A 26,591-nucleotide genomic window follows, 5' to 3' on the forward strand; every position below is an offset into this window, starting at 1 on the left:
GACGAAGGGCCATCAGGTCACCACCGCGCTGACGCTGCCGATCGGGCTCGACGGCGTGTCATCGGCGTTGAAGGCCACGACCCAAAAATAATACGTGCCCGCGCTCAGGCTGTCGTCGGTGACGCTCATCACCTGCCCGAGCCCGCCGACCAGTTCGCCCGAGATGTCCGAGGCCGTGCCGAAGTCGTCGACGGTGTTGCGGTAGAGGATGACATAGGCGAGCGCGGCATCGGTGGGATTGCGCCACGTCACTTCTGCCTCGCCGACGCCACCTGTCGCCGAAAGCTCGGTCGGCGGCGACATCGGGTTTTCCGGGGTCACGACGTCATATTCCCATGCTGGGCCACGACCCGAACCAGTGACATAGCGATAGCGCACGGTATAGCTGACACCGCCCTGCACCGGGCCGCTGAGCGCGGTGTCGACGTTGACCGCCATCGACGTCCATGGATCGTTCTCGCTGCCGGTGATGTCGGCGGTGCGGATATATTCGGCGACATAGGTCGCGTCGTCGCGCGGCAGCGCCGGGAAGTCGATGCGGATCGCGCCTTCCGAATAATAGACGGTCTCACCCGATATGGCCGGAAAGCTGATCGTGCCTGCGGTCCCGTCGACAACCGGCTTCGGCTGTTCCTCGCCCTCGAGCAGCGTCCAGCGGCTCGAATTGATCGGCACCGCCCCGAATCCGGTGAAGATGCCGGCGCCGTCGAGCTCGACCGGTGTTGCGATCTCGTAATCTCCGGCAAAGGTGTTGTCGTAATTGATCGCGACGATGCGCTCCTGACGCGCGCGCAGCCCGCGCAGGTTCACGGTCGGCCCGATCTTGTGCCGCGGCTGCGAGCGCATTCCGATGCCCTTGGCGAGCCGCATCGCCTGGTTGTGGTTCTGGCAGGCCTGAATATCGACGACGAGGAATTTCGGGGTCGTCAGCGGGTCGTAATAGAGCGGGTTGATCCATGCAGCCGAAGGCTGGACCGTGTAATTCGCAGCCGGATCGATATAGCGCACGATGACGCCCTGAGTCTCGCTCTCGCCGTCCTGGGCTTCCATGCTGGACATGGCCATGATGTCACGATTGCGGCTGAAGCTCAGCGTCGGGTCGTACCAGTGGCCGACGCGCACCCACGATTTGCCGTCTTCGTCGAACACGATCTGCCCGTCGCACGCCAGCAGGATTTCCTTCTCGGCATCGGCGCGGCGCTTGCTGTCGACGATCGCGACGCCGGCCTCGTAGCGCGGCTGCGTGCCCTCGATGCCGGTGACGTCCTCATCGCAGATATCGGCTTGCTCCGCGATCATGTCCCAGTTGATCGCGCTTTCGGGCTTGCCCCGGCCGAAGGGATGGGTGCGAAACCATGCCCAGACGAGCGCGGCATTGCGGCTCGGCTTGTAGGTCGTGCGATCGCCGAGCGTCTGCGTCTCGTCGCGAGGGTCGTACATATTGTCCCAGTCGCCCACGAGGCTGAGCGCCGGTTCTCCAAGGTTGAACGGGCCGCGCCAGCGATAGATCTTGTAGCGATGCTCGATGTCGAGCGCGTCCATGCAAACAACGCTGAAGGTCGTGCCGACAAGCCGGTGATCGCTGGTCCATTTCGACGGAAACTCGCTGTCGAGAGCGGATATCCGAGCCGGCGTCGGATCGCTCTCGCTATAGGTCGTCGTCCAGATGCGGATATAGCCCTTGCCTTCACCATCGGTCTCGGCGGGGTCTTTCGCCTTGTTGGTCTTTAGCCGAAATTCCTTCTGGTAGACGTAGCCTGACCCGTCGAGCGTGACCGGCTCGTCGTCGAGGGAATAGGAATAGGGCGAATGCAGGATGGAGTCACTGTGAACGATCAGCATCCACCAGCGGCCTTGGCTGTCGTACTCGCCGAACAGCGCGGCGCCGCCTTGGCGTGCTCGACCGGCATTCAGCCAGCGGGGCGGCTCTGGAATGCGGACGTTGACCTTACCGGCTTCCATGTCTGGCGCGCCGCGTCCCGTTCCAAGCACTGATTGGATAATGTATGTGCCTGCTGCGATAATGACTGAGCCGATAAGTGTTGCCACGAAGCCAGTGGCAGACGCGCCAAGCTGTGTAGCTAACTGCGCAGCAAATCCGGTCGCCCCTACGGTAAAATATGTAAGCGCGGCTATGGCCACCAGGCCAACGATTTTCTTAACGACTGCCATGCCAGACCCCCCGGCATTGAATCAGCCCCATCCTCAATTCGATCATTCCCCGCTCAAGGCGCAGGGCAACGCTGTCGCCAGTGCAGAGGGCGCCGATGCCGCAATCCCGGCCTCCTCTCTGATAGGAAACCTCGATCACGTCCCCACGCGCAGGTGTCCCATCCTTGGCTAGCGCCCCAGCCAGCGCCATGAGGCCGGGGACACCGCCATGCGCTTCCATCATCGCCTGCGCGCCCTCATGCGTATCGTAGCGGCCAACAAACCGCCCCGTCACATCGGCGTGACCTGTGAGAGCAAGATAGCGCCCGATCGACAACATGCAGTCCGACTGGCCATAGACAAACGTGCCCGCGCGCCACTCCCGCAGCGTCTCGTCAACGACGTCCATCACGGCACCTGGTATGTGCGGTTGGCGAGCAGGGCGAGATATTCGGACCCGCGATCCACCGACACGCCTAGCTGTTGCGCGCGGCGCTTCTGCATCGTGTCGGCGTAGCTGCGATCCGGCGTATCCGATCGCCCATGATTGCTGTCCTTGGCGACCAGCGACACGACATAGGACCTCACCACGGTTCCCGCCGCATTCCGGGATATGGTCTCGTCGAATTTGGGCGAGAACATCGTCATCTGCTTGTAGAAGCTGATCGGCGTGTTCGGGCGCAGCCCCTCACCCTCTTTGAACAGGACCAGATAGCAGGTCAGCGTCCGGCCATAGACTTTCGACTGATCTGCCTTGAGTTGGTTATAGAGGGCAAGCACATCCTCGCCGGGAATTTGCGGTATCGTGAGGCTGAAATTATAACTCGCGCTGGTCCCGTCGCGACCATCTTGAAGCGCGGGAGTCTTATGCAGATTTCCGCCGCCCGCATCGACGGTTCCAAGCCATTCGTTGCCGTTCGCGTCGATGAAATTGCCCTGCCCATCCCACAGGCGCACGGGGTCGTCGAGAAAATCGTAGAACCAGCATTTGCGGACGGTCGCTACGATGTCGGTGACATCGCTGGCCTCACCGAGAACCTCGTCAATCTGGTCGTAGAACTCGCTCACGCACGATAATTACGTCTAGATGTAACTTTACGCAAGTTTCGAGAGCAAAAAGGGCGGCCCCGAAGAGCCGCCCTTCCTTGGACTTGCAGTGCCACGACTCGCCTTACCCGGCCAAGCCTCTCCGCACCCCGCCTAGCCTGCCATGTCTTGACCCACCGGGCCTTACCACGCCTGGCCCCGCCAGAACTTGCCTTGCCTAGCCTGCCATGTTTCGGACCCTTTCAGGCGGCCCGAGCCTGATCGATAGTCGCGAAAATCTCCGCTAACTCGGTCAGCTCTGCATGACGATTGCGCCACGCCTCCAGTTCACGCCATGCCTGATCCAACACTTGCTGGCGAAGCTCAGCGTCAGAGAGAGCGTGGGCGGTTGATGTATAACTGCGATCTGTATCGCGGACAACGGATACGAAGGCCCGGATCGGCGCGTCCTCACCGCTACGCTTCGGTGTCAGTACGGTGATATGCCGGATCATCGCCATAGCCTGAGTGACGCGGTGAGCGTCCGCGGCCTTGGCGTCGTCCCACTCAAATTCATCGTGAAGTGGCGCCTCGGGATCGCGGCTTTCGCGAACCACGTCTACCGCTTCCAGCCGACCGTTCTGACGAACCCGGATGCGCTCCATTTCCTCGCCCGCCGCCTGTGGGTCGATGCGATGCACCGATCCCGGCTTCCACTGATAGACCATGCCCATTATTCGGACTCTTCGCTGGTGGCGACGTGGAAACGGCCATAACTGCCGTTCTTTTCCGGTCGCCACTCGCCGATTCCGACGCCGAATCCCGCCGCGTTCAGCAAGTTCGCTATCTGCTCGGCGCTGATGACGCTGGCATTGAACTTGATCGTCACCGGAATGCGCCAGTCCACGAACTCGGGGCGATATCGAATGTCCGCCGTGCCCATGCCGACCCGCACCATGTCTTCGCGCGGGCGAGGCTCGCCGATCACTTCCAGCATTTCGCAATCGATATGGAAGGCGCCGCGCATGACGGTCATCTTCGCATCAACGAACCGGCAGGCCGACACCATCGCCGCCTTCACGCCGATCGCGGGGAAGCCATACGCGCCGGCTTCGGTCTTGTAGAAGCACGCCTCATAGTCAGCCTCAGGGTCTTTTGCTTCCCTGGCCTTGGTCGCCTTCTTCATCTGCTTGTCGAGCATCTGGCGCTTCGCCTTTTCGCTCCAAGCATGGACGATGAGGGGGCTGTCGCCGACGAGAACGAACGTCACCGTCTGGATATTCAGCGGCGGCAGTTCGATTGCTGCGGTGGATTTCGTGACCATATCAGGCCTCCGTTCCATTCAGCAGCCGACGATGATCTTCGATCGTCTGCCGGACATAGGACATGTTCCAGCAAGGCGTGCTGTCGTGATTGGGCTCGAGGATTTTTTCGAGCTTCCAGCTAAGCGCCGGCAGGTTCGGGGCGGGGAACCCGATCAAAGCGTCCTCCCGCTCGCACATGATGTCGATCAGAGCCTGAAATTCGTCGACCACTTCGCCATAGCCGCTCTGATTGTCCCAGCGGACTTGCGCGGCCATCTCGTGATCGCACTTCGCGATGATATCCGGCCAGATGCGCCCTCGCTCGTCTGATAGCGGCTTGAGCTTTTTGCGTTCATATTCATCTGCCGCCGCCTTGGCCGACAGGTAGAGTGACATGAGGGTGTTCCACGCCGCTTCATTGCAGACGTCGGGTGGAGTCGATAAAGATGCGGTAGCCATGCGATCCTCCAGTGATCGTTTCGGTTAGGGCGGCGGGGAAGGTAGGATTTCCCTTGCCGCCCGAACATTATGACGCTATGAAATCAGCATGTCAACAGATAATAGCGCCAACAAATCAAAAAGGATGGGCAGGCCGCCGGTCGATTCCGAGGCCGTCAATGTCCGATTCGAGCGATCAATGCTCGACGCGATCGATGGCTTTCGACGCGAACAGGACGATTTACCCTCACGCCCTGAGGCCGTCCGTCGCCTGGTTGAAAAGGGGCTTGAAGCCGAGTAGGTCTTCTCCCTCCCAAGGAGGGGTCATGATTCTTGCCGCAATCTCACTGGTAGCTGCGACCCAAGCGCCAACTTATTTGCTCTGCGGCTTTCCTAATGGCCCCGCAGCATTAGATGTGACCGCAGACGAAGCAAATGGTCAAGTCACGACACTTGTGCAGTCAACCGGATTTATGGAGCGGCGCCCTGCCATATTTTCACCAACAGAGGTCAAATGGTCCAGTCCTGGCGCCTTGAATCTCAGCTACACGCTAAGCAGGGTTGACCTTTCGCTGCGTCGCGTGAAGCATATCGGCGATAGGGAATTTCCCGATGTTGGGAAATGCAAGATGCAGGACGCGCCAAAGCGAGCGTTCTAGAACGCGCTCATGCTACAAGCGCCTCGTACAACACGATATTCCCCGGGCGGAGATGGCCCAAGTTGTTGTATGGCGCTCTAACATCTGAACCGTTGCTTATCCGCCCGGTGAACCACGGTCGCAGATAGCAGTTGTCACCCGGCGCGAAGTCACGGCGCAGAGGCGTCGTCACCGTCGCGGTCGCGATGTCGCCGGCATAACTGATTTCGTCGATGAGATAGCAGTCGTAAGCGTGGCCTATCACATGGCCTGGTGACACGATCGGTCCAACTCCGGTGAGGTCGAATTGGACCTCAAGCGTGCCCTTGAGCGCGGCAGCCGAATAGGTGCCGGTGAAGTCGCCGTCCCAATTCTCCTGATTGGACCACGTCTGGCCATTGTCCCACGGCACGGCGGCCATACCGCGGCGCCGGCTGTAGGCGATCTGCGGCGACGGCGCGAGGCGCACGCGGAAGATCTGCCCGCCGATCTTCGACATGACCCATGACGCGAGAGGGGCATCCCATTCGGTGTCGATGATCGCCGGCGCAATTTCGAGCACACCGAAACCGCCGGGCTCCGGCGTGATGAACTGCGCGCCGCCGCTGGTGAGGCCGCCGTCGTAGCCCGCGCCGGGCGTGTGGAAGAGCTGCGTCTCGATGCGGAAGGTCGGGAACTGGTAGATTTTCATCGCCATCCCCCTCAGATGAGAGTTCCATCTGCGTCCAATTGAGCAAGCATTGACTGCAACTCGCGCCGAATTTGCTCTTTCGTCATTTCGCCCATCTGCCGGTTCATGGCTACCAAGCTGTCCACCCCAATGGCCCCCTCGAACTTGTTCTCGTTTACGATTTGCGGACTGAAAACGATTGTCGGACGGCTACCGCCGCTACCGTGCGACTGAACCCCGAGCTTTCCATCGGGGCCGCGAGTGAGCGGCATGACCGCTTCGGGACCGGCCTCGCCTATCTCGCCGAACTTCGACCCGTTGGCGAATTTGAACAGGGTCGGCGTCGAGACGACGCTGTTCGTGAATGCAGATCCATTGGCGAACCGCTGGGCGCGATCGAAGGCGCCTCCGCGGGCGTATTGCTGAGCCGTGCCGAACGCGCCACCGTCCGCGAAGAGGCCGCTTAGGAAGCTGCCGCCACCCCCTAACCCAAGCGCCTTCATGAGCGTGTTCACGATCAATTGCCTGATCGCGATACGGATCAGGTCGGCGATGATCTGGTTCGCCACTTGCTTGAACACGTCGCCCAGTGACTTCGTGCCCATTATCGCATCGACCAGCCCGTTATTCAGGCTCTCGACACCGCGCGTCATGATGCTGTTGAGCTCCCGCATCTGCTCGATCGTCTCGCGTCCGCTGAGCGCCCGCATCTGCTTGGCGTATTTCTCATCGATTGCCTCGGCAAGCTGGCGATAAGTGTCGGCGAGCGCGACATTGCCGTCAGCCTCCGCCTTCTGGATTTTCGTCAGAAGGTCGGTCATTTCAATCTGGCGCTGAATGCGCAGTATCTCGCGCTCACGCTGCTCGCCGACCATGCCCATGGTCGCCAGCTCGATGTCGATGCCGTTCACCATGTTGCTGCGCACGGCCGCGAGCTGCTTCTGTGCGGCTTCGACCTCCTGCTGCTGGCGCAGCACCTTGAGGCCTTCCTCGCGCTTGGCGCTGAGCTTTTCGATCGCCTCGCGCTGCTTGTCGGTCGTCGCGCGCGAGAGCGCCTGCGTGACCTCGTACTTGCGCAGCGCCTCGTCGCTGAGGCCGATCCTGGCAACCTCGTCGGTGAGGCTCGCGATATAGGCCTCGGTCGCCCGGTTGCGTTCCTGCAGCGCCCGCGCTTCCTCGCTGATCGCCGCAGCGCGTCCAGCTGCGCTGTCGCCCTTTCCGGCCGCGCCATCGGCGCCGAGACTGCCGGCGAGGCCGCGCAGGGCGTCTGCACCCATGCGACCGAGCCCGCGCGCGGCGTCGATGCCCTTGCCGACATAATCGACGCTCTGGGCGGACCGGATGGCATCGGCAGCGACACCGCCGACCCGGGCAGCGGAGCCAGCATAGGGGTTGGCGATGCGCCCGAGGCTCGAGCGCGTGTCGAAGTTGAACAGGCGCCGCGTTTTGCCGGTCTCGGTGTCGCGCAGGACGAACAGGTCGTTCAGCTCCTGCTTCACCCGGTTCACCATGCCGCTCGTGGCGTCGATGACGCGATTTGCCGCCGTGATCGCCGCATCTCCGATCGCTGCCGGGAGATCGGCCCATGTCGCGCGGACCGCATTGTAGGCGCCGACGAAGCCGCCAACGATGTAGTTGATGCCGCTCTTGGCGGCCGCCACGATGTCGGTGCCGAATATCCGGGTGAGATCGTCGCGCCAATGCACGGCCGCCGCGGTGATCGCAGTGAGGCCGGCGACAATCAGGACGGGAATCGGGATGAGCGCAAGCATCGACGCCGCCATGCCGACGAAGCCCTTGGTCACCGTCGCGATGCCGGTGACGATCGACGGGGCGTAGAGCAGCGCCAGCGCGCCCGCCGCGGCGACGGCATAGGGCGCGATCGTCTCCAATATGTCCGCGAGGCCAAGCATCGCGCTCTGCGCCAGCTTGCCCCAGTCGACCATCTGGACGAGCGCGGCGGCGGCGGCGACAAGGCCGATCGTCAACAGTGCTGTCGGGTTGATGACCTGGCCAATCGCGCTGCCGATCGCCTTGAAGGCGCTTTGCCCCGACGCGGCGAAAACCGCCGAAAGCTGCGTTCCCTGTTGAAGCGCGATCATAAGCGGCGACATGCCCATTGCCGCCGTGACGCCGATATCCTGAAACTGCGCCGCGATATTGCCGGTATTCGCCTTGATCGCCCCGGCACTGGTCGCGACGGCCTTCGACACCCGCCCGATGCCGGCGGCCGCCTGGTTCGCCGCGGTCGGCAGTGCGGCGAGGTGCTTGCGATAGGCCTCGACATGGGCGCTGGCGCTGGCGAAGGACCGGCCCGTGTTGTCGTTTGCCGCACGCATGGCCGCGTCCGCCTTCATGGCGGTCTGCGCAATCCGCATGATGCTGCCGGAGGCTTTGTCAGCGGCCCGCGCGGCCCGCTCATAGTCCTGCCCCAGCTTGGCGGTGCGGCCCGATCCGGACACCTTGGACGCCGCCGCGCTCGCCTTGTCAGCGGACGCGGAGAACTTGTCGAGGTCGGCGGTCGCCTTGACAACCCCGCTCGAATCCACCGACATACTGAGCGCTGCCACGTCCATCTATTTGCCCCTGCGCGCGGCGGTGGCGCTGCGAAATGCTTCCATGGGATTGCCGGGCGCCGGGGCTTCCTCGGTCTTGTTCGCGCGCATCAGAAAGACCCCGTCCATCTCGCGGATGCAGAACTCGAACATGTCCGCGTCCTCATCGCTCCACCCGGCGACATGCCGGTCGATCGCGCTTTGCGGGATGGGGCCGACCCCCATGCCGATTTGCCTCTCGGTCGAGAGGCGCCAGAAGTCGTCATACCAGCCGCCGAAGCCGTCCATGATCTCGGGCGGTTCCAGCGCTTCGGGGATATCAGCATCTTCGGCATCGGCCTTTTCCTTCGCTGCTTTCCACTCGTCGTGATGATCGAGCGACCAGCGCAGGGCCGCCGTCAGTTTCCCGCCGCTTCCTCGGCCTTCTTGGCAACCCGGTCCGCGACCTGATCGCCAGCATATTCGACGCCGCGGCGAAAGGTTTCGCCGATGCCGAAGTCGTCGTCGGCAGTCAGGATCGCGAGTGCCTTCTTGCCATCGAACTTCAGCGGCTTGCCGCCTTCGGTGACGCCATCCCAATCGAGCAGGATATGCTCGGCGAGCGCCTTGCCGGCCGTGATCGAATAGTTGACGACGCCCTCGTCGGTGCGCAGCTTCTTGCCGCTGCGCCGCGCGAGCCCTGCGGTTGCGACCCGGAAGGGCTTGTAATTGGTGCTGCGGACCTTGAAGCGCACCCCTTCCATGTCGGGGATATCGTCGATCCATTCGCCTTCGCTGAGGTCCGCCTTCTTGTTGAGGTTGGCAATGTCCATGTCTGGTCTCGCGGGGGTCAGTTCGGGGTCTAAGAGCGACGGCCGACCCCGATCAGGCCGACGCCCTTAGCTTGTTCAAATCTCGACAATATTGCTGTCAACCTGGATCGACCAGGTGCGCAGAAGCGGCGTGTTGGCGGCGCCGCCCTGCTTTGCGCCCGGCATGGCGAGGCCGAAGAACAGGTCGGTGGAGCCCGCGGGCTGGGCCGTGGCGGTGATCGACGTCGCGGTCGCGGCAACAGTGGTTTCGATCGCGGCGCCGCCCGGCGTGGCGGCAACGGCAAAAGTCGTCGGGGTGATGGGTTCGACAACATAATAGACGGTGTCGGGCAAGAGGCCGGTCGGGAGATCGCCGCCGGTCGGTGTGAACATGACGGGCGATCCGGCTTCGAGGCCGTGACCATCGGGCCATGTCACGATACCGGGATTGGCGACACTGATCGTCACCTCGCCCTCGGATGCGCATCCGGCGCCCCATTCGACCTTGAAGGCATAGGGCGAGCAGCTGTCGATCGCGGCGATGAATTTCATCTGTCCGGGATCGCTCGGCATCGGGGCGAAGGTGTTTTCCATCGATGCGCCGACGCGGGTGCCCTTGATCTGGCGCGTGCGGTTCTCGTCGATGAAGTCCTGCGAGATGAGGTTTTGGGTATCGCCGAGCGAGCCCGATTGCGTCCATCCCTTGATCTCGGTCCACTCGCTTTCCTGCGCGGTGAAATCGGAAAGCGCCACCGTGCCCTTGGGCGCGACGCGCGTCCCGATATAGATTTTCGACCCTGCGACAGCCTGCAATGCCATGGTTCGGCGCTCCTGTTGCCCGCATCGGGGCGGTTCCAAGTGGCCGAACGTTACAACAGATGTGGGATTGGCGCAATAATGTTGCGCAGAGGGCTTTTATTCGTTCGCTAGAGTGAAGCGCCAGCTACATCGACGACCAGAACACCCGCACAACGGCAACCCGATAGGCCCCCTCAACAAAGGGCTGCAGCGCCGCCGCATCCTGCGTCGTGCGCAGCCGCGAGGCGCCGAAGGTCATGCAGGTGTCCGCGGGGAAATGCGCCGCGATCTGCCCCGCGATCTCGACGAGCTGCGTATGCGTGACGGCGCGCGCGATGGGCCACTGGACAGATATGAGCAGCGTGCCCGAGCGAATATGGTCGACGCCGACATTGGCGCGCGCGGAGAGGCCGACACGCTGCGGATCGTTCTGGACATCGGAGAGCAGAATATATGGCGCGGGTCCATTCGCGTCGCTCGGCGGGGTGGCGATGGCGCCGGGCTCGAACCGCTGCATCGCGGGATCGGTGACGAGCGTGTCGATGCGGGACTTGAGGGCCATCCAGTCGCTGGTTTGGATCGATGGCATTACCGGCCTCCCAGTTTTTGCGCTTCGGCTTGCACGATCGCGGGCCATTTCGCCGCGGCGGCTTCGGCGAACCCGGCTCCACTTTGATTAAACGACCGGCCCAATGAATCGACGCCGACGAATCCATAATTAACTCTGCGGGCGTAACGCGCCTGCCACCCGATGAATATCGGCTCGCCCGGCACGATCGCAGCAATGCCGAGCGAATAATCGCCGGTCGCCAGCCCTTCGATCACCGTCGGGGGTTTCGTATCGACAACAACGCTGCGCGCCAGATTGCCGGTCCGCACCGGAACTCGACCGCCATTCGGGATCGTCGTCGATGCCTCTTTCGCCAAGGCCTGCACGCTATTGCGCAACAGCGCGGTCAACATGCGGTCGCTCTGGTCCGCCCATTTCGAAGGATCGGTGCCGGTCCAGCCCATTTACTTCGCTCGGCGCGCCCGGCGCTTGGTCTCGGGTTTCGGCGCGGGGGCGACCATCTCGCGCACCCCGGCAACGACATGCACGGCCGCTTCGGCCATTTTCCCCCGCAGGATCGCGTCGCGGAGCTTGCGGCGTCTCTCTTCACATTCGAGGCAGCTCATCATCAGTCTCCTTTCCGCTACCATAGCGCAATAATGTTGCGTGCGGAAGCAATCAGGTTTTGCGAAAAGCAACCATCGTGATATGGAGAACGGGCCGAATGATGCGTCAACATCACCCGGCCCTGACCGCAACGGATCGTATGGAGATCACGTCATGGCTAATCGCCCACTACCCTCGCCAGAAGAATTGCGTCAACTGCTCAGGTATGAGCCCGAGACGGGGAAGCTGTTTTGGAAAGCATCGCTCAGCAACCGGGCACCGGCGGGCGCGGAAGCGTTCTCAATTCATCATGCAAGCGACCGCCTTACATACCGGCGCGGCAAAATCTGCGGCCACAGGGTTTACGCTCATCGGGTCATTTGGACCATCGTTCATGGTTATTGGCCGAAAGGCGATATCGACCATATCAACGGCGACCCAAGTGATAATCGTCTTGCAAATCTGCGGGAGGCCACCCGCTCTCAAAACAACATGAACACCGGACTGCGCCGCGATAACGTCAGTGGTGTTCGAGGTGTAACGTGGTGCGAGAATAGCCGTCGCTGGAATGCAAGGATCCGCAACCGACATATCGGAAGCTTCGCAACGCGAGAAGAAGCGGCTTCGGCCTACGAAGCTGTGGCTATTCGAGAATATGGCGCATTCGTCAGGGCCTCATAGACCCCAACTCCAATCAATGATGAAATCTGTGCCGCATCGGCAGTTGACATTGTTCTTCGCGCCGCCGGCAGGATCGTGTGCGTGCTGCATCACCGATCCATCGGGCAGGATGAACGGCATGGTCAGGCCGGTGACCGAGCGGCCGTGCATGGCGAGATGCGTGTCGCGCGCGTCGTCGATGCCGCCAAGGTGCCGCCAGGTCTTCTCGACCGCCTGATCGTCAAGCGCATCGCGATCGAGCGCCTGCGCCGTCGCTTCCGCGCGCGCCATCATCACGCCCTGCGCGGTTTCGGTGCGGGCGACGTCCTCGGCGCGCCGGGCAAGCAGCCGGTCGGCATATTTCGCAGTCATCTCGTCGATCTTGTCACGGGTCAGCGGGTTCGGCTTGCCCTTGGCGATGGCAGCGATCGCGCGCTTGATCGCGCCGTCATAGCGCCGGTCGCGCAGCGTCATGCCTGTGCCGGGCTTCCATTTGCCGTCCTTGTCGAAGCTGCCGAGCACCTTGGCCATTTCGTCGGGATCGCCCGAGAGCAGCCGCGCGCGCATCGAATCGACGTAACCGGCCTGCGGATCGGACAGGCCCACGATGCCGCCCTGCCGCCGCCCGCTGATCGGGTTGATGCGCCCGGCGATGTCAGTGGCGATGTTCTGCGGTCCGTCTCCGCGCGCGAAGCCGTCGGCGATGACGCGGCGCGCGGTCTCTATCTGCTCGTCGACATAACCGGTGACGCGAGCGGCCGCTTCGGTTCGGATGCGGGCCTCGGCGCGGGGGTTCGTCATATCGAATCTGAAATGCAGTTCGCCGCCACCGGGCGCGGTGAGCGTCGGCGGTGCAGGCGGCGCCGGGGTCAGAGGACCGGACGGGCCGACCGGCTCAAGCTCGGCGGGCGGAAGCGCAGGACTGCGGATGCTCGGTTCCCGGTCGCGGCGCTTGAAAAAGGCGATGCGGTCCTTTGTCAGCGCTTCCGAGATGGTGGCTCCAGCCTGAGCGAAGGCCGACTGCCGCTCGATCACATAGGCTCCGAAGGCGCCGCGGTCGATGTTGAGCGCGTAGATCGCGCCGTCGATGTCGCCGTTGCGAAGGGCAGTCAGGAGCAGCGGATAGTTGATGCCCGCGCGCAGGCTGGCAATGGCCGCGAGGAAGGCAATCGCCAGCGCGGGCTCGAGCTTGGCGATGAGGTCGAGCAGGTCGTCGTCCATCACCGCCTCACGACGAAGCGGATGGCACAAGGCGGGCCAGCGGCTGGGATATTGTCGACCTTCAGCACGGTCACAGGAGCGCCGTCGATTTCGAGCACGTCGCCCGGCTCATAGGCTCCGCCCCAAACCGAAACGATCACCATCAAATCCGTGGCGACGATCTGGCCGCCCGTTTCGACGGGTGCGCCGATCAGTTCCTTCGCAACGCCGCGCGCCGCGCCATCGAGGGGGATGCGAGCATAGGTCGAGGGCGCGGGAGGGTCCCAAGGGTTCGCACCGGGCGCGCCGGGGACTTCGCGGACGATCTCGATCGAGCCCTGTCCCAGTCCTCCCTCACTCGTCGGGGCGAGCAGTTCCGTCGCCATCTGGCGCATATCGGCATAGAACTCGCTCATCAGCAGCCGCCCAGGTTCCAGAGGAATGCGGCGCCCGTATCGTCGCAGACGAATTGCGAGAGCAGGCCGTCAATCTGGCTGTCGATGAAGGAGGGCCCGCCGCCGATCTCGGCCTTGCCGTCGTCGAAGAATTCCCGCTCGATCGTATCGACACGCTGCCGCTTCACACGCGAGCCCGACGTCCCCGCCGAGCCATTCAGGATGCCCGGCGTTTCCGCATCCAGCCATGCCGCGCGATAGGCGGCGGTGATCACCGCGGGCGGGGTCACATCATCCGGGATAGGGGCGGTGCAGTTGACGGTTGCCCCGGTGCGCGGCCAGCCAAGTTCCTGCATCACGCCCCCGGTGCGCTGACCGGTCCAGAATTTCTCATAGCTATCGACATAGACGCTGCCCCGCGCGCGGAGGACGGCAAGCGAGGGCGCATCGTCAGGCAGCACATAGCCTTGCTCGACAAGCCAAGCTTCAAATCCCGCGTCGTCGCCATATGCCGCCATGGGTCAGTCGGCCTTGGTCTTGCGCGCCATCGGCTTTTTACTGTCGGCGGCGGGGTTGGTTACCGGCGTCGCGTCTTTCGCCGGTTCCTTGCCGACGATCTCGTAGCGCCCGGCCCAACTCACGGGTGCCTCGATCACGTCAATTTCCGTTCCGATCGGAATTTCACCGTTGGCGCCATAGATGCCACCTGCTGTGATGCGGATTTTCATGCCTTTACTCCTGCGAAAAAGGGCGAGGCCGCGAAGCCCCGCCCTCCTGTGCGACCCCCTTGGCGGGACGATCAGTTCACTACGACGCTGTATCCGACGCCCGACCGACCGTTGATGTCGGCGCGAATCTCGATGCCCATCGCGTTCCAGACTTCGAACTGATAGTTCGCGCGCGGATGGAGGCGAGGCATGGCGACGGTCGAGGTCGCCATCGCGACCAGCGGTCGGATATATTCGGCGCTGGGCACGAAATAGAAAAATTCGTTGCCCGACAGTTCGAACGACACCTCGATCTTCGCGATGCGGCGATTGCCGAGGATCTGGTCGCGGAGCGAGCCGCCCTTGAACCCACCTGCGAGCGAATAGGGGCGATCCCAGTTGCGCGCGATTTCCGGCGAGATGTAGAGGTTGACCGGCGCCGAAATGAAGTTGTCGTCCAGCAGAGCGCCGAACGGGCCGTTGATGAACGCTTCGATCGCGTCGGACGTTGTGGCATCCGAGGTCAGGTCGATATTCGCCCCGCCGACCGCGCTGCCGAGGTTGATCGACTTCGAGTAGGGCGAGGTGCGAATGCCATAGGCAGTATAGCCTTCCACCACGATGCTGGCGTCGCCGTCGAGGACGTAGAGCGCATTGTCGCGGCGAATCTTCGCGGTGATCGCTTCCTGATCGTCGGCGAGCGCGTCGAAGTTCTCCGACTGGAGCGTGTTCCATTCGCGCCATTCGCGGCCATAGCCCGACGAGAAGATCGGGACCGGCGTGCCGCGATAGTCGTAGGTCACCTTGTCGAGCGTGACCGGAACCTGGCCCGACATGCTGCGAACGACGCGGCCCGCATCCGACGAGACGCGGTTCAGGTGAACGAGCTTGCCGATGTTGACCGGCTTGGCGAGCGGCATGAGGTCGGCCATCCAGACCTGACCTTCGTCGGCGCGCATGACGCGGCGGGTGATGCCGTCGAGGTCGAGCCACGCATCGCGCGGCAGCACTGCAGCGGCGTTGCCGATCGCGGCAAGGCCATCCTCGGTCTGATGGAAGTGCTCGCGAACGACGCTGAGTTCGTCCCACCACGCGCCGTGCTGGCGGGGATGGTTCGCGATAAGCTGCTGATCGAAATAACGCATGTCAGAGACCCCCTTACGCGACGACGATGCCCGGCTGCGCCTTGCGCGCGAGCACGAGTTGATCGGAACCGGACGTGTTGTTGTAGGCCTCTTCGGCGATCATGATGACGCGCTGGCCCGTGGTGGCGACGACGAACTTTCCGTTCGCATCCGTGGTCAGGTTTGCGCCCGACGCCACGTTCGTTCCGGTCGGGACGCGCACGGCGAAGAGCAGCTCGTCGAGCGGCTCCATGCCGATGACGCGATCATTGGCGTCATAGGCGTCATCGACGCCCTTCATCGTCAGGTAATTGTCCTGCGCGATATAGACCTTGGTCGCGGCGGACGCGCCGGCCTGAGCGAAATTCGCGCCGCTTTCGATCAGCGCGGTTCCCGGCAGGACGGCGGTGGCGCAGATACGCTCCTGCACTTGCGGCAAGACTTCCTGCACGGGGCCGACGAAAATCTTGTTGAAGCGCGCCATCATTCATCCCCCTTCGGAGCGGTGAAGCCGGGCTTGTCGCCCTTGGGCTTGAACGCATTGTTGACGCGGTGGGCGGGAAGCTGTCCGCCGGCCGCGGCCTTCGCCTTTTCGAGCAGGGCGTTGAGCACCGGCGCGGTCGCTTCCTTGGCGACGTCTTCGGTCAGAAGCTCGGCTTCGACGACCTGGTTGACGAGAGCGGCGTGCTCTTCCTCGGCCTTGGCCTTGGCTGCTTCCGCCTGCGCGGTGAGCGCGTCGGTCAGCGGCTTCACCGCGTTGCCGACCGCTGCTGCGATCTTGTCGTCGAGGCCGGCGACGGTTTCGGACAGCGTCTTCACCTCCCCCGACAGCGCTTCGAACTGCTCTTTGTCCATCGTCTTGTCGCCTCCGTTAAGGGCTGTATCGGCCTGCACCTCGGGCGTCGGGTCGCCCTGAACGATGTCGGTAATAGTCTTTTTGATGCGTTCGATCAACGAAATTTGTTTTTTCCGTTCAACGCCGCGCAACATACTTTCAATCGACCACCCGATATCGCGGTCGATGTCGTCGGCGAGGCTGCAGTTGATGACGTCGATTTTCTCGCCGTCGGCATCCTTGGCGGCGTTCACCATCATGCCAACGCCCTGCGCCGGAGTGGCCGCTCCCTGCTCGCCCAAGAGAATCGCATCGTGGTCGAAAACGATGTCGCTCGCGTCGAACTCCGCGTCGTCATCGGATGCATCGGTCAGCATGCAATAGAGGCCGACGCTCGTATGGATCGGCTCCCCCTTCTCGATCGCGCTCAGGATCGCCTTGCCGCCGTCGAGCTGGTTCGCGGTCGCGACGTCGATCACCTTGTCCATGTGGACGCGGCCGCCCTCGCGGCGGACATTGCGGTTCCATGCGCCGACCCAGCCGCGCGCGAGGCCTTCGGGGTCCTTCGCCGACACGAACGCGCCCTCGATCGTCGGATGACCGAGCGGCGCCGGGGTGTTCTCGAGGCTGGCGAACGACTTCGCGATCTCGTCGGCGGGATAGCGCACGCGCCCCATGCTGCCGTTCATCACGATATTGTCGGGAAGCGTGGCGCTCGGCACGATGATGTAATCGCGGCCGTCGCGGCGTTCGCGGCGGATAGCGGCGTTGTTGACGGCGCTGCGGATATTGACGCGGACGGTGCGGGACATGCTTTTCTCCTAAGTCCAGACCCAGCCATCGGGCAGGCTGTTGCGGTAACGACTGCGCCATGCGGGGATGCCGTCGATCAACGGATTACGTTCCTCGTCGAGCCCCATGGCCAGCAACCATTCCCAGTCGAGAGGGGAATATCCGCCTTCGCTGCGGGCTTCTCGGCGCTCGGTTACATCGTTGATCCAGTATGACCACGCGCCGGACTGGTGATCGAAACGCCAAGCGAACAGAGATTTGAACCAGCGGATCATTCCACCACCTCATCATCAGGCAAATCGTTGACCGGCCCATCCTCAGCCATCGCGCGCTGGCGCTCGGCACGCTCGCGCAGGAACTCATCGAACCCCTCGACCTCGTCCGCCGACTTGAACCCGGCCTCATCGCGGATCTCGTCGGGGAGGAAGACCGGCTCTGTCCCAGCCTGCTGGTTGATCTGCGACATCTTGGCCGCGCGATCGAGCTTGTCGTCAGGGGTCGCCTCGAGGAGCGACGTCCAGCCGATGGTCCAGTCCTTCTTGTCGAGCACGCCCCACGCCACGAGGCGATCGATGAACTCGTTCAGGATCGGCAACACGCGGTTCTCGCGGCGCGACATGCAGGTCTCGGCCCACTCGGTCTTGTCTTCGGTGCTGGCGCGCTCGCCGGTGATGTTGCCGACGAGCACCTTGAACGGGATGCCCATCGACGCGGCGAACGACTGCACGCACGGTTCCCAGAACTCCTTCGGCTGCGGCAGGGTGATGGTCAGCGGCTTGGTCTGGAACCCGCCGATCATCAGCGCGCTGTGGAAACCCGAATTGAAGGCGTCCACCTTGTCGTTGAGTTTTTCGAGAACTTCATCGTTGGTCGATGCGCCCATGCCCTTGCGGATATCTTCGAGGCTCACGCCTTCCTTGGATTCGATGATCGGCGCGCCGCGAGCCGACTTCCAGAACCCTTCGCCGCCCGCGCCCTTGATCTTCATCGCGTCGCTGGCGTCGTCGAAGCCCGGCTCCAACGCCGAGCGGCAATTGAGCGTTCCGTCGTCGGACCAGATCAGCATGCGGTCGCGGTGAATGCGCACCTGGCTGTTCGAGGTGTTCTGCGGATTGCCGACCGCCTGCTCGTCGAACTGGAAATAGACCGGCTCGCCGTATGTCTCGCTGCCCTCGACCGTGTCCCATTCGGTGACCGTCAGCTGCCCCTGCCATGCCGGGATGATGCCGGCGATGCTCTCGATACCGCGCGGAACGCGGTCGACGGGCTGGTCGAGGCGCTTTCCATCGCGCAGCAGGATGATCGCGCCCGCATATTCTCCGACCATGCTGCGGCGATCGGCGTCCATAAGCGCGCGCCAGATGTTCTTCTTCGCAAACTGCTTGGCGATGGCCTTTTCGCCCGCGCTCTCGGCGGGCTTCTCGCTCTCCCACAGCGCGGGCATGGTCTGCCACGTCTTCCCGATGGTCTTGTCGACCGCCGCGGCCGCGAGGCCCGAGCGCGTGTAGAGCCGGTAGAGCTGCTCGAAACCCAGATTGTCCGGCCACCCATAATCCTTCGCAAAGTCGTGCTTTGCGCTCGGCCCATAGGCGAAGGGGAACATGCGCCGGAGCATATCGCGCCCTCGGTCGTAGGCGTTGGCGATGATGGAGCCGTTCGACATGGTGGCAGATGGTTACGCGAAATTGCGTGAACGCGCAATAATGTTGCGTCAGAGGAACCATGCGGCCACGCCCTCGTCGACCTTCGCGTAGGCCATGACGACCGCATCGGCGAGGTTGTGCGATGGGAAGCCGCGCTGCTTGAGCGACTTCTTGCCCTCGACCTTCATCCGCCCATTGACGCTCTCGCGCCGCGGTTGCGAAAGTTCGCCTTGCAGCTTGGTTCGCAGCTTCGCCGGAAGCCCGAGCGGGATCGAGATCAGCTGATCAGGATCGTAGGGCAGTCCGTTCCGCGCCTGCCATGTATTGCGGAACCGGTCTGCGAGCGTTCCCCATCCCTGAGCCTTGAGGTTCGCGAACATGTCGCCGTGCGTCTTGCCGGGCTGATATTCGCGGTCCGGCTCAAGCGGGCTTTCCGATGCCGTCCAGCCGATATAGGCGGTCTTGCGCGGCGGGTTGGCTTCGGCCTCCAATCGCTCGAATTCGCCCTTCACCGATGCACCGACGCCGATGTCATCGATGTGCAGCGTGTCCAGCCCCTCGCGCATCACGATCGGATGAGCATAGGCCGCCGCCTTGTTCGGCGAATCGTCGTGCCATTCTTCGAGGCCGGACAGGATGCAGCCATAGCGCCATGCGAGCGCGTTCGGGTCGTTCGACTTCGGCGCGATGACATCGCCCTCGACGCCGCCTGATATGTCCATACCGCCGATCTTGCCGCCGCCCATCGGGAAGTCAGGGATATGGAGATGGGCATCGATCGACGCCTCGATCCATGCCGGCTTGATGATCGCCAGCGCATTGTCGGCCACCGGCTCGCCGAGATAGACATGCCGGAACAGTTCAGGGTCGCTCGCCTCCATCAGTGCCGCGTCGTCGGCGAGTTCCTGCGGAAAGAACGGGTTGTCGGTGTAGTTGACCTTGAGGACGATCGAATAGGGCCGTCCATGAAGCTCGGCGGGATAGATCGGATCGGTGACGAAGGCCTGGTAGATGAAATCGAGCGGCGACGCCGGGTTGAAGCAGACGAAAATCTCGCTGCCGGATTTGCGCATCGTCGGGATGAGCGCGTTCCAGCTTTCCTTCGTGATGCTCTCGCCCTCGTCGATGAAGGCGGCGTCGAAGTTTGAGAACCCTTTTAGCTTCTGGTTTTGCAGTCGCTTCGATGACGCGCGGATGCCCGAGAATTTGAAAACGCCGCCCGACGACGGACAGGATATCTCGGTCTTGGTGATGTCGAAATAGGCGCCGAGATTGCGGCGCTCGATCTCTTCGACGATCTCCTGATAGCTGCTCTCGGCAATGGCCTCCATCAACTCGCGGAAGCAGACGACACGCCAGCCGGAATACAGAACATTGTTGACGAGGATCGTGATGACCGTGCGCGTCTTCGAGCTGCCGCGGCCGCCATAGGAGACCTTGAAGCGCGCCGGCTGCAAGAACGGCTGGAAGATGGCGGGGATCGGGCATTCGAAGACGGGCCCGCCGTTATGGCCTATGCCCGGTGCTTCGCACGTCAGTTCATCGGAAAATCCGGTAGCGGCGCTCACGCTCGGATCACTTCACCAGCTTGTAGGTCGGCTCCTTCGGCGACATGCTGCCGTCGGATGATGTGAGGTCGCGCTTCTCGATGATCAGGCCGTTGAGTTTGGCTGCGTCCATCAGGGACGCGCGGGCAACGGACAGCATCGGCGCATCGGCAGTTCCCTCGCCTTTTGCCGCGATCTTGAGCAGTCGTTCGGTGATGCCCTCGACGGTGACAACGGCCTTTTCGGCGGCGCGCGCCTGCAATTCCGCGATACGAACCTTCACGCTTTCATTTGCGTTCAATCGCGCGGCGTTGCCCCGGTTCGCTTTGAACCCGGCATCGACATAAGCGGCGTCGACCGATTTGCCCTTGGCGCGCTCCTGCGCAAAGCGCTCGTGCCGTGCGTTTTTCAGGGGGCCGGTCATATCGATTTCACCAATTCCATTGCCTGTGCATCGCTGAACCCCTCGGCGACATAGGCGAGAAACAGCGTTCGGCGACTATGCGCAATGTCGGCCGCCACCTTCGCCATTTCAGACCAGACGCGGGCAAGGTCGCGGGCGCCTTCCCCGAGGTCAGCCTTCGGCGGCTGGCTGCGGTTCAAATCCTTCATGATTTCTCCCCTGCGATCGGCGCGAGCAGCGCCCGCAACTCTTCGACCAATTCGCCAGCCGACCAATTGCCGTCGCTGTCCTCAAATCCGGGGTGGCGCTGAAATTCGACTGCCAGCCACGCGAGGCGCCAGCGCAGAACCTTCGCGCGGTCCGCATCAATCCCGAGACCCAGCGGGCGCGCCACCACCACCTGCGCCGGGCCGGGAATCATATATTCGCGGTCGTCTCTCACGCCCCCGGCCCCTCCACATCGGCCCAATGCGTCGCGCCCCGAACGGGACGCCCGACAGCATCGCGCCAGCCATCGCACCAGGAACAGAGCACCGGGCTCCCAGCCGACCAAAGCAGCACGTCGCGGCCGTCCTTGCGGTCGATCGGCAAGCCGCCGATATCGTGCCAGTCGATCGTCGACACATGCTCGAGGCTCGCGGCCTTTGCGGAGATGTTCACAGCAAGCGCTCCTTGGGTTCGGTTTCGTCTTCATGCTCGGAATGATGGCGCCCAGCCGGCACGAGGATCAACGCGCCGCCCGCGGTGACAATCCACTTGCGGTCGGTGACGCCCTTTCCGGCCAGCTTGGCGTTGTATTTCGCCGCGAGGTCACGATCACCCATCGGTCGGCACCGGGACAGGGCGGGCGCGATAGACGCCATCGTCGTGGAGGCGTAGGAACCCGCGTTCGGCGCCGATGACCTTCATCTGTTCGGGCAGGGCGTCGATCTGGTCCTGATCGAGGTCGCGTCGATACAGGGCCTCCATCACGTCGTTGAGCCGGGCTTGCCGTTCCTGTCGAACCGCGCTCGCGGCCATCACCGTGCGATGCTTGTGGACCACCGCGTCATGGTCTTTCCAGCCCGCGAGGATTTCGAGGCACTGCTTCGGCGTCGGGAACCAGTCGAGGGTCGATAGGGCGGTTTCGACCATGTAGGCGATGGCGGCGCGGGGATATTGGCCCATCATTCGGTGATAGATGTTGAGCCGCAGCTTGCCCGTCACCTCGTCGTCGGCCCGGCTCGGCAGGATCGAGAGGGACCGCATCAGTTTGGCAAAGTCTGCGGCATCACAGGGAATCGGGGCGACCAAGGGCAAGTTGGCCACCCGCTCCATTTCCGCCAGTTGCTGATCGTCCAGCCTCGTCGATCCAGTCGTCGCAAGCTCGCTTGAACCCGTCTCGATTGTCACGCCCGCCATGATGGCCGGGAGCGCCGTTCCGATTGTTGCGATACCTTCCGTCATCGTCCGCTTTCCTGATCCAGTTCCGCCATGCGGCGTCCCAATTCGATTTTCGTGCGTTCGGCCCCGTCGCCGAGGCGGCCCAGTCGCGGAACCGGGCCAGTTCGCGATCCAGCGCGCCGGGCGGCCAGCCAGCCGCGGCCTGCGCCGCATCTCCGGTCAGCGGTTTCGGCTGCCAGTCGTCCGGCAAGCGGTGCCCCTTCGCGCGCGTGGTATTATTCTCGGGGGTATGTGGGTGGGGGGTTGGTTCGGGGGTCTGGGGGGAAGGAAGGGGGGAGGGCGAAAGGGGGAGGGCGTTACGCTCAGCGTCACGCGTTATTTCAGGCGTAACGCGCGTTACGTTTTCGGCGTCACAAGTAACGCTTTGTGACGATTTGTGACGCTCACGGTAACGCGCTTGACGCTCCGCCGCTTTCGATCGCGTGCGCTCTTTGACCTCTCCCGCAGCCCTCGCCTCTTCGACCGCTTTTACGGCAATCACGATCGCCTCGAAGGGCGCGCCGGCGTCTGCCATGGCCTGCATGAGTTCGGAGACAGTCATGCTGCGCCTCGCTCGAACAGAAGACGCGGCTCGATCGGGTGCTTGTCTGTGCGCGGGCGGGACGGAACCGACCATGATCGGCCCGGCGTTTCCGCGATCAGTTTCCAGCCCGCAGCCTTTAATGATGTGCCGGGTTCCGATTTCAGGACGTATGTGCCGATGCGCTGATAGCCGAGCGCAAAGGCCGCGCGCGCCGCTGCGCCATAGAGGAACGAACAAGCGTTGCGGTGCCCATCGGTGCAGAGCCGTGTCACCTCAAGCGTCAAGCCATCATCGCGCCGACGCGCGACCGGTCGGCCAACTATGACGACGCCAACAAGCTGGTCGCCGTCCATCGCGCCGATGGAGAATTTATGTCCCTGAGGCGGCGTATGATGCCGATGATGCTCGCGAACGAATGCCGCTGCTATGTCGAACGTCAGTGGTGCGGCGTGCAATCTCATCCCGCCCTCCGCAGCCCATGAACGATGGTCGTGTGATCCCGGTTGAGCATCCGCCCGATGGCGCTGACCGACCACCCCGACGCGCGCAGTTCGCGCATGACGTGGAAACGGGCCTCGCAATGTTCGGCCAGCCGAGACGGGCCGGTGATATCTTCCGGGGTCAGGTCGTGCAGTTTTGCCACGCGAGCGATGATCTCGCGTCCGGTGTAGCGGGTGAGGGCAGGCGGACGATACCAGCGGGGCAGCATCACGCGATCTCCCGCCAAGCGTCGCCCCGCCAGCCCTTGTGCTCAGCCTTGGCGATCAGCGCGTCCTCGGTCAGGACGAGCGATCCGTATCCATATTTCCAGAACTTGGCCTTGGGGTTCGGACTGCCCTCCCGGTCGCAGCGATAGATCGGCGTCCGATCATGCGAGCGGATGAAGTCGGCCGCCATGTCGGCATGGCCTTGGACTCGTCCGCGTATCTGGGGCGCTCGATCCGGCGCGAATTGCCCCGTTGACCGGCGCAGGCCCAGCGATTGCGCCTTCGACTTGACCGATGATACCGACCGGCCAAGCACCGCGGCGATGTCGTTCAGGCTGCTCCCTGAATACATGGTCCGCAGCCGGTGGATGTCGGCGTCGGTCCAATGGCCTTCGGGGAGGGGGGTCTTGTAGCCCGACTTCTTGCGCCATGCGTGCGCGGTGGCGACCGAGACGCCAAAGCGGCGCGCGGTCTGTTTCAGCGGGACGGCGGGATCGTAACCAGCGGGGGGCATCAGTTCGCCTCCCGCACCCAGCGCAGAACCTCGTCGGCACTCGCATCGACATAGCCGGCGGCGGCGCGTGCGGCGCGCATATCGCTCATGCCCATACCGGCGCGGCTGGCGTTCGCCTTGATCTCGCGGAAGCGGCGGACCGCGGTGCTGCGCTTCCATGCTTTGAGGTCGTCGGTCATGCGGCGAGCCTTTCTTCTGCGATGCCAGGCTGGTTGGCCGCGACCAATGCGCGCGCGACAGGCGGACAGACGCTGTTCCCGATGGCGCTGATCTGCTCGGCGATTGTCAGCGGCTTCTCGACCCATTTGCCGCGCACGAGCTTGCGCACGACAGGATCGAGCACATAGTCGTCCGGGAAGCCCTGCGCGCGGGCCAGCTCGCGGGGTTTCAGCATCCGCAGGCCGATGTCGACGATGACATAGGTCTTGGCGTCGATAGTCACTGTGACGACGGCGAAGCGGTCCTTCGTGGTGACGGTGCCGATCGGTTGGTTGAGCCCGTGCCCGTCGCTCTCATTGCCGTAATATTTGATCAGGAACGCCGCGACGCGCACCGCGCGCTCCATCAGGTCGGGCGGCAGCGCGTCCCGCTCGATCATGGTCGTTTCGACGATGCGCTGGGTGCAGCCCTTGCCGACGATCGTCGACAGCGGCTTGCGCGGCGTGTGACCGACCATGCCGGTGTTCGCCTGCTCGATATGCGCGGCGACGACGGCATGATGTTGCCCGCCGGCGCGAGCGGAGCGCAGCGGGCGTTCGGGGTCGCCGCTGCCGTTCGTCTTGTCGCTGCCGTAGAAACTCGACAGGAAGGCGGTCACCGCGGCGGCCTGTGACCCCTTGGCAGTGACCGTTCCATAGGGCTTGGCGACGTCGAGCGCGCGCGGTGCCTGCCCCTCGCGCTCGCCGTTCCCCATCTTGACCATCGTGCAGCAGGCGATGGCAGTATCGGCCTTGACCGTCGTCGTGGGATAGGGACCATCGACCGCCATCGGGGCGCTCTGTCCGCGACGGCCCCCAACACCGACGAGCGTCGCTCCGACAAGGTTCAGATGCGCGCCGCCCGCCGTGATCGTATGGGTCGGCTCGTCAGCGCCGTTGAACGGCTTCTGAGCGTTGCGGTTCGTCATCAGATGCGGGGCGAGCTCGACGTCGGAAAGCGCCAGTTCGCCGCGATGCGCGCCGGTGATGGTGCGGAAAGGATCTTCGAGATCGTGAACCCGGACGCTACCCTGATGCGTCAGCGGCACGATGAAGGGCCGCGCCGCATTCACGACATAGCGCATGACGCCGTGCGCGATGCGCCGCTTCGTCGCCTCGGCGAGTTCACGGTCGCGCTCGAAGATCGACGGGCACGGGATCGTCCAGTCGATGCACTCCGCCGCGGTGCGGTAGGGCAGCATCTCGCCGCGCAGCACGCGATTGTCGTTCGCGGGCGCGTGCGTCGGCTTCGGCCACACGATCGGCAGGCCGTCGCGGCGATAGATCATGTAGAGCCGCTTGCGATTGGTCGGCGCGCCATAATCGCAGGCCTTCAGGATGCGCCACTGCACCCGGAAGCCGAGACCGCGCAGCGCGCGGACGAACCGCTTGAACTCACGCCCCTTCTGGTCGGCAATCGGCACGCCTTCGCCATCTAGCGGCGCGGCATATTGGAACTCCTCGACGTTCTCAAGGAACCCGACCTCGGGTTGCGTTTCCCGCACCCATTCGATCACTTCCCAGCACAGCGCGCGGATGGACCGATCCTTGACCGGGCCGCCCTTCGCCTTGCTGTATTCCTTGCAGTCCGGCGAGAACCAGACGCCCCACACTTTGCGGCCGCGGGTCGCGGTCCGGGGAAGGAAGGGCAGGCGGATGTCGCAGCAATGATGCTCGGTTCCGGGATGGTTTGCCTTGTGGATCGCGATCGCCGCCGAGCTATGGTTCACCGCGATATCGGGGTCGCGGCCGATCGCTTGCGCGATACCGGTGCTGGCACCGCCGCCGCCAGCGAAACCGTCGATGAAGAGGCCGGGGAGCTTCATGCGCACACCCCCAGCGGCGGCCGCAGCACCTCGTTTGCCCGCCACGGCGGCATGATTCCTTCCCGATCGCAGGCATAATCGAGGACGCCGATCGCGTCGGCTTCGTCGTCATTGCGCGGCGAAAAGCCGAGCTGGCGGGCACGTTCCATGGAATAGTCTTTCAAGGTCTGGCGCCGCGTCCCGCGCTTCATCGCGCCGATGAAATGGCGGCGCCACGCGGTCTGGTTCACGGCATGAAAGCGGACGCCCTTGGCCTCGGCAAAGCTCGCGGCGTGCGCGCAAAGCCCATAGGCGAGGTAGAGCGTGTCGAAGGTCGTATGGCCGCCGAGCGCTTGGGGCTGCAGCGGCTCCTCGCAATAGATCGCGTCGGCGCCGCCGATCACCTGCCAGAGATCGTTCATCACGCCATGCAGGCGCGCGAAGACAAGGCCGTGGTTCGTGATCGTGCTGCCGAGCTCTTTCGACAGGACGACCGGACGGGTGGACGTGCCATCCCATCCGGTCAATCCGGCCGAACGCTTCGACAGGTCGAGCGCCATCAACCGCAT

At 63.5% G+C, this 26,591-nt stretch carries 40 protein-coding genes; 3 read left to right on the plus strand and 37 right to left on the minus strand.

Annotation, left to right across the window (positions count from 1 at the left end; translation table 11 throughout):
• Positions 1 to 12 precede the first annotated feature (12 nt).
• From CHB69_RS16600 to CHB69_RS16625, 6 genes are all read right to left on the minus strand, one after another.
• A complete protein-coding gene (locus CHB69_RS16600) occupies positions 13 to 1,962 on the minus strand; it encodes a phage tail protein (protein WP_089217063.1) in 1,950 nt (649 codons plus the stop codon).
• 196 nt (positions 1,963 to 2,158) lie between these two features.
• Complete coding sequence (locus CHB69_RS16605; protein ID WP_141134024.1) at positions 2,159 to 2,560, minus strand: DUF6950 family protein; 402 nt, start codon at positions 2,558 to 2,560, stop codon at positions 2,159 to 2,161.
• Entirely contained in the window at positions 2,560 to 3,219 is a 660-nt protein-coding gene (locus tag CHB69_RS16610; protein WP_089217065.1) for a hypothetical protein, read from the minus strand. The genes CHB69_RS16605 and CHB69_RS16610 overlap by 1 nt, the downstream gene beginning before the upstream one ends.
• A 221-nt stretch (positions 3,220 to 3,440) precedes the next feature.
• A complete protein-coding gene (locus CHB69_RS16615; RefSeq protein WP_089217066.1) occupies positions 3,441 to 3,911 on the minus strand; it encodes a hypothetical protein in 471 nt (156 codons plus the stop codon).
• On the minus strand, positions 3,911 to 4,501 hold the full coding sequence (locus CHB69_RS16620; protein WP_089217067.1) for a hypothetical protein: 591 nt from the start codon (positions 4,499 to 4,501) through the stop codon (positions 3,911 to 3,913). Before CHB69_RS16620 ends, CHB69_RS16615 begins: the two co-directional genes overlap by 1 nt.
• Before the next feature lies 1 nt (position 4,502).
• Positions 4,503 to 4,940 carry a hypothetical protein gene (locus tag CHB69_RS16625; RefSeq protein WP_141134025.1) on the minus strand — a complete coding sequence of 146 codons (438 nt, stop codon included), beginning with the start codon at positions 4,938 to 4,940 and terminating at the stop codon, positions 4,503 to 4,505.
• Between the two features lie 88 nt (positions 4,941 to 5,028).
• Here CHB69_RS16625 and CHB69_RS16630 point away from each other — a divergent pair, with 88 nt between their 5' ends.
• Entirely contained in the window at positions 5,029 to 5,220 is a 192-nt protein-coding gene (locus CHB69_RS16630; protein ID WP_089217069.1) for a hypothetical protein, read from the plus strand.
• A 25-nt stretch (positions 5,221 to 5,245) separates the two neighbouring features.
• Entirely contained in the window at positions 5,246 to 5,578 is a 333-nt protein-coding gene (locus CHB69_RS19850) for a hypothetical protein (protein WP_141134026.1), read from the plus strand.
• A gap of 7 nt (positions 5,579 to 5,585) precedes the next feature.
• Here the strand turns inward: CHB69_RS19850 and CHB69_RS16635 are convergent, their stop codons facing one another.
• From CHB69_RS16635 to CHB69_RS20260, 8 genes are all read right to left on the minus strand, one after another.
• The gene (locus tag CHB69_RS16635) at positions 5,586 to 6,248 is read right to left on the minus strand and encodes a hypothetical protein (protein ID WP_141134027.1); all 663 of its coding nucleotides are present in this window, start codon (positions 6,246 to 6,248) and stop codon (positions 5,586 to 5,588) included.
• A gap of 11 nt (positions 6,249 to 6,259) precedes the next feature.
• Positions 6,260 to 8,803, minus strand: a complete 2,544-nt coding sequence (locus CHB69_RS19855) for a phage tail length tape measure family protein (protein WP_141134028.1) — start codon at positions 8,801 to 8,803, stop codon at positions 6,260 to 6,262.
• Positions 8,804 to 9,244, minus strand: a complete 441-nt coding sequence (locus CHB69_RS20820; protein WP_425442442.1) for a phage tail assembly chaperone — start codon at positions 9,242 to 9,244, stop codon at positions 8,804 to 8,806.
• Positions 9,181 to 9,594 (minus strand): hypothetical protein, encoded by a 414-nt coding sequence (locus CHB69_RS16650; protein WP_089217072.1) that lies wholly within the window; start codon positions 9,592 to 9,594, stop codon positions 9,181 to 9,183. The genes CHB69_RS20820 and CHB69_RS16650 overlap by 64 nt, the downstream gene beginning before the upstream one ends.
• Positions 9,595 to 9,669: 75 nt before the next feature.
• Entirely contained in the window at positions 9,670 to 10,392 is a 723-nt protein-coding gene (locus tag CHB69_RS16655; RefSeq protein ID WP_089217073.1) for a hypothetical protein, read from the minus strand.
• A gap of 124 nt (positions 10,393 to 10,516) precedes the next feature.
• Positions 10,517 to 10,960, minus strand: coding sequence for a phage tail terminator-like protein (locus CHB69_RS16660; RefSeq protein WP_170935610.1), 444 nt, complete (start codon positions 10,958 to 10,960; stop codon positions 10,517 to 10,519).
• Positions 10,960 to 11,385 (minus strand): HK97 gp10 family phage protein, encoded by a 426-nt coding sequence (locus tag CHB69_RS16665; protein WP_212541944.1) that lies wholly within the window; start codon positions 11,383 to 11,385, stop codon positions 10,960 to 10,962. Before CHB69_RS16665 ends, CHB69_RS16660 begins: the two co-directional genes overlap by 1 nt.
• Positions 11,386 to 11,550 (minus strand): hypothetical protein, encoded by a 165-nt coding sequence (locus CHB69_RS20260; protein WP_170935611.1) that lies wholly within the window; start codon positions 11,548 to 11,550, stop codon positions 11,386 to 11,388.
• A gap of 151 nt (positions 11,551 to 11,701) precedes the next feature.
• Between CHB69_RS20260 and CHB69_RS16670 the strand changes: the two genes are divergently transcribed.
• Complete coding sequence (locus CHB69_RS16670) at positions 11,702 to 12,208, plus strand: HNH endonuclease (RefSeq protein WP_170935612.1); 507 nt, start codon at positions 11,702 to 11,704, stop codon at positions 12,206 to 12,208.
• Here the strand turns inward: CHB69_RS16670 and CHB69_RS16675 are convergent.
• The 23 genes from CHB69_RS16675 to CHB69_RS16775 form a co-directional block, all read right to left on the minus strand.
• Positions 12,203 to 13,411, minus strand: a complete 1,209-nt coding sequence (locus tag CHB69_RS16675; protein WP_141134030.1) for a structural protein — start codon at positions 13,409 to 13,411, stop codon at positions 12,203 to 12,205. The two genes, CHB69_RS16670 and CHB69_RS16675, sit on opposite strands and share 6 nt — an antisense overlap.
• Positions 13,408 to 13,803, minus strand: coding sequence for a hypothetical protein (locus tag CHB69_RS16680; protein WP_089217077.1), 396 nt, complete (start codon positions 13,801 to 13,803; stop codon positions 13,408 to 13,410). The genes CHB69_RS16675 and CHB69_RS16680 overlap by 4 nt, the downstream gene beginning before the upstream one ends.
• Positions 13,803 to 14,300 (minus strand): DnaT-like ssDNA-binding protein, encoded by a 498-nt coding sequence (locus CHB69_RS16685; protein ID WP_089217078.1) that lies wholly within the window; start codon positions 14,298 to 14,300, stop codon positions 13,803 to 13,805. Before CHB69_RS16685 ends, CHB69_RS16680 begins: the two co-directional genes overlap by 1 nt.
• A gap of 3 nt (positions 14,301 to 14,303) precedes the next feature.
• Positions 14,304 to 14,510 carry a hypothetical protein gene (locus tag CHB69_RS16690; RefSeq protein WP_089217079.1) on the minus strand — a complete coding sequence of 69 codons (207 nt, stop codon included), beginning with the start codon at positions 14,508 to 14,510 and terminating at the stop codon, positions 14,304 to 14,306.
• 71 nt (positions 14,511 to 14,581) lie between these two features.
• Positions 14,582 to 15,634 (minus strand): major capsid protein, encoded by a 1,053-nt coding sequence (locus tag CHB69_RS16695; protein WP_089217080.1) that lies wholly within the window; start codon positions 15,632 to 15,634, stop codon positions 14,582 to 14,584.
• A 13-nt stretch (positions 15,635 to 15,647) separates the two neighbouring features.
• Positions 15,648 to 16,100, minus strand: coding sequence for a hypothetical protein (locus CHB69_RS16700; protein WP_245836900.1), 453 nt, complete (start codon positions 16,098 to 16,100; stop codon positions 15,648 to 15,650).
• A complete protein-coding gene (locus tag CHB69_RS16705) occupies positions 16,097 to 17,260 on the minus strand; it encodes a hypothetical protein (protein WP_089217082.1) in 1,164 nt (387 codons plus the stop codon). Before CHB69_RS16705 ends, CHB69_RS16700 begins: the two co-directional genes overlap by 4 nt.
• Positions 17,261 to 17,269: 9 nt before the next feature.
• Positions 17,270 to 17,515, minus strand: coding sequence for a hypothetical protein (locus tag CHB69_RS16710; RefSeq protein WP_089217083.1), 246 nt, complete (start codon positions 17,513 to 17,515; stop codon positions 17,270 to 17,272).
• Positions 17,512 to 18,903: an anti-CBASS protein Acb1 family protein gene (locus tag CHB69_RS16715; protein ID WP_089217084.1), complete on the minus strand. Its 1,392-nt coding sequence runs from the start codon at positions 18,901 to 18,903 to the stop codon at positions 17,512 to 17,514. The genes CHB69_RS16710 and CHB69_RS16715 overlap by 4 nt, the downstream gene beginning before the upstream one ends.
• Before the next feature lie 48 nt (positions 18,904 to 18,951).
• Positions 18,952 to 20,451, minus strand: coding sequence for a PBSX family phage terminase large subunit (locus CHB69_RS16720; RefSeq protein ID WP_089217085.1), 1,500 nt, complete (start codon positions 20,449 to 20,451; stop codon positions 18,952 to 18,954).
• A gap of 7 nt (positions 20,452 to 20,458) precedes the next feature.
• A complete protein-coding gene (locus CHB69_RS16725) occupies positions 20,459 to 20,854 on the minus strand; it encodes a terminase small subunit (RefSeq protein ID WP_089217086.1) in 396 nt (131 codons plus the stop codon).
• Positions 20,851 to 21,042: a hypothetical protein gene (locus tag CHB69_RS16730; protein WP_089217087.1), complete on the minus strand. Its 192-nt coding sequence runs from the start codon at positions 21,040 to 21,042 to the stop codon at positions 20,851 to 20,853. The genes CHB69_RS16725 and CHB69_RS16730 overlap by 4 nt, the downstream gene beginning before the upstream one ends.
• Positions 21,039 to 21,275: a hypothetical protein gene (locus tag CHB69_RS16735; protein ID WP_089217088.1), complete on the minus strand. Its 237-nt coding sequence runs from the start codon at positions 21,273 to 21,275 to the stop codon at positions 21,039 to 21,041. Before CHB69_RS16735 ends, CHB69_RS16730 begins: the two co-directional genes overlap by 4 nt.
• Positions 21,272 to 21,493 carry a hypothetical protein gene (locus CHB69_RS16740; RefSeq protein WP_089217089.1) on the minus strand — a complete coding sequence of 74 codons (222 nt, stop codon included), beginning with the start codon at positions 21,491 to 21,493 and terminating at the stop codon, positions 21,272 to 21,274. The genes CHB69_RS16735 and CHB69_RS16740 overlap by 4 nt, the downstream gene beginning before the upstream one ends.
• Positions 21,490 to 21,657, minus strand: a complete 168-nt coding sequence (locus CHB69_RS20265; protein WP_170935614.1) for a hypothetical protein — start codon at positions 21,655 to 21,657, stop codon at positions 21,490 to 21,492. The genes CHB69_RS16740 and CHB69_RS20265 overlap by 4 nt, the downstream gene beginning before the upstream one ends.
• Positions 21,650 to 22,081 carry a hypothetical protein gene (locus tag CHB69_RS16745; RefSeq protein ID WP_141134031.1) on the minus strand — a complete coding sequence of 144 codons (432 nt, stop codon included), beginning with the start codon at positions 22,079 to 22,081 and terminating at the stop codon, positions 21,650 to 21,652. Before CHB69_RS16745 ends, CHB69_RS20265 begins: the two co-directional genes overlap by 8 nt.
• A gap of 22 nt (positions 22,082 to 22,103) precedes the next feature.
• A complete protein-coding gene (locus tag CHB69_RS19860) occupies positions 22,104 to 22,817 on the minus strand; it encodes a hypothetical protein (protein ID WP_141134032.1) in 714 nt (237 codons plus the stop codon).
• A complete protein-coding gene (locus CHB69_RS20590) occupies positions 22,814 to 23,260 on the minus strand; it encodes an XF1762 family protein (RefSeq protein ID WP_089217091.1) in 447 nt (148 codons plus the stop codon). The genes CHB69_RS19860 and CHB69_RS20590 overlap by 4 nt, the downstream gene beginning before the upstream one ends.
• The gene (locus CHB69_RS16755; protein WP_089217092.1) at positions 23,257 to 23,508 is read right to left on the minus strand and encodes a helix-turn-helix domain-containing protein; all 252 of its coding nucleotides are present in this window, start codon (positions 23,506 to 23,508) and stop codon (positions 23,257 to 23,259) included. Before CHB69_RS16755 ends, CHB69_RS20590 begins: the two co-directional genes overlap by 4 nt.
• The gene (locus CHB69_RS16760) at positions 23,508 to 24,020 is read right to left on the minus strand and encodes a MerR family transcriptional regulator (RefSeq protein ID WP_089217093.1); all 513 of its coding nucleotides are present in this window, start codon (positions 24,018 to 24,020) and stop codon (positions 23,508 to 23,510) included. Before CHB69_RS16760 ends, CHB69_RS16755 begins: the two co-directional genes overlap by 1 nt.
• The gene (locus CHB69_RS16765; RefSeq protein WP_089217094.1) at positions 24,020 to 24,199 is read right to left on the minus strand and encodes a hypothetical protein; all 180 of its coding nucleotides are present in this window, start codon (positions 24,197 to 24,199) and stop codon (positions 24,020 to 24,022) included. Before CHB69_RS16765 ends, CHB69_RS16760 begins: the two co-directional genes overlap by 1 nt.
• Complete coding sequence (locus tag CHB69_RS16770) at positions 24,196 to 26,043, minus strand: DNA cytosine methyltransferase (protein WP_089217095.1); 1,848 nt, start codon at positions 26,041 to 26,043, stop codon at positions 24,196 to 24,198. Before CHB69_RS16770 ends, CHB69_RS16765 begins: the two co-directional genes overlap by 4 nt.
• Positions 26,040 to 26,591, minus strand: a complete 552-nt coding sequence (locus tag CHB69_RS16775; protein ID WP_141134034.1) for a hypothetical protein — start codon at positions 26,589 to 26,591, stop codon at positions 26,040 to 26,042. Before CHB69_RS16775 ends, CHB69_RS16770 begins: the two co-directional genes overlap by 4 nt.

Source organism: Sphingopyxis indica, assembly GCF_900188185.1.
Classification (GTDB): Bacteria; Pseudomonadota; Alphaproteobacteria; order Sphingomonadales; family Sphingomonadaceae; genus Sphingopyxis; species Sphingopyxis indica.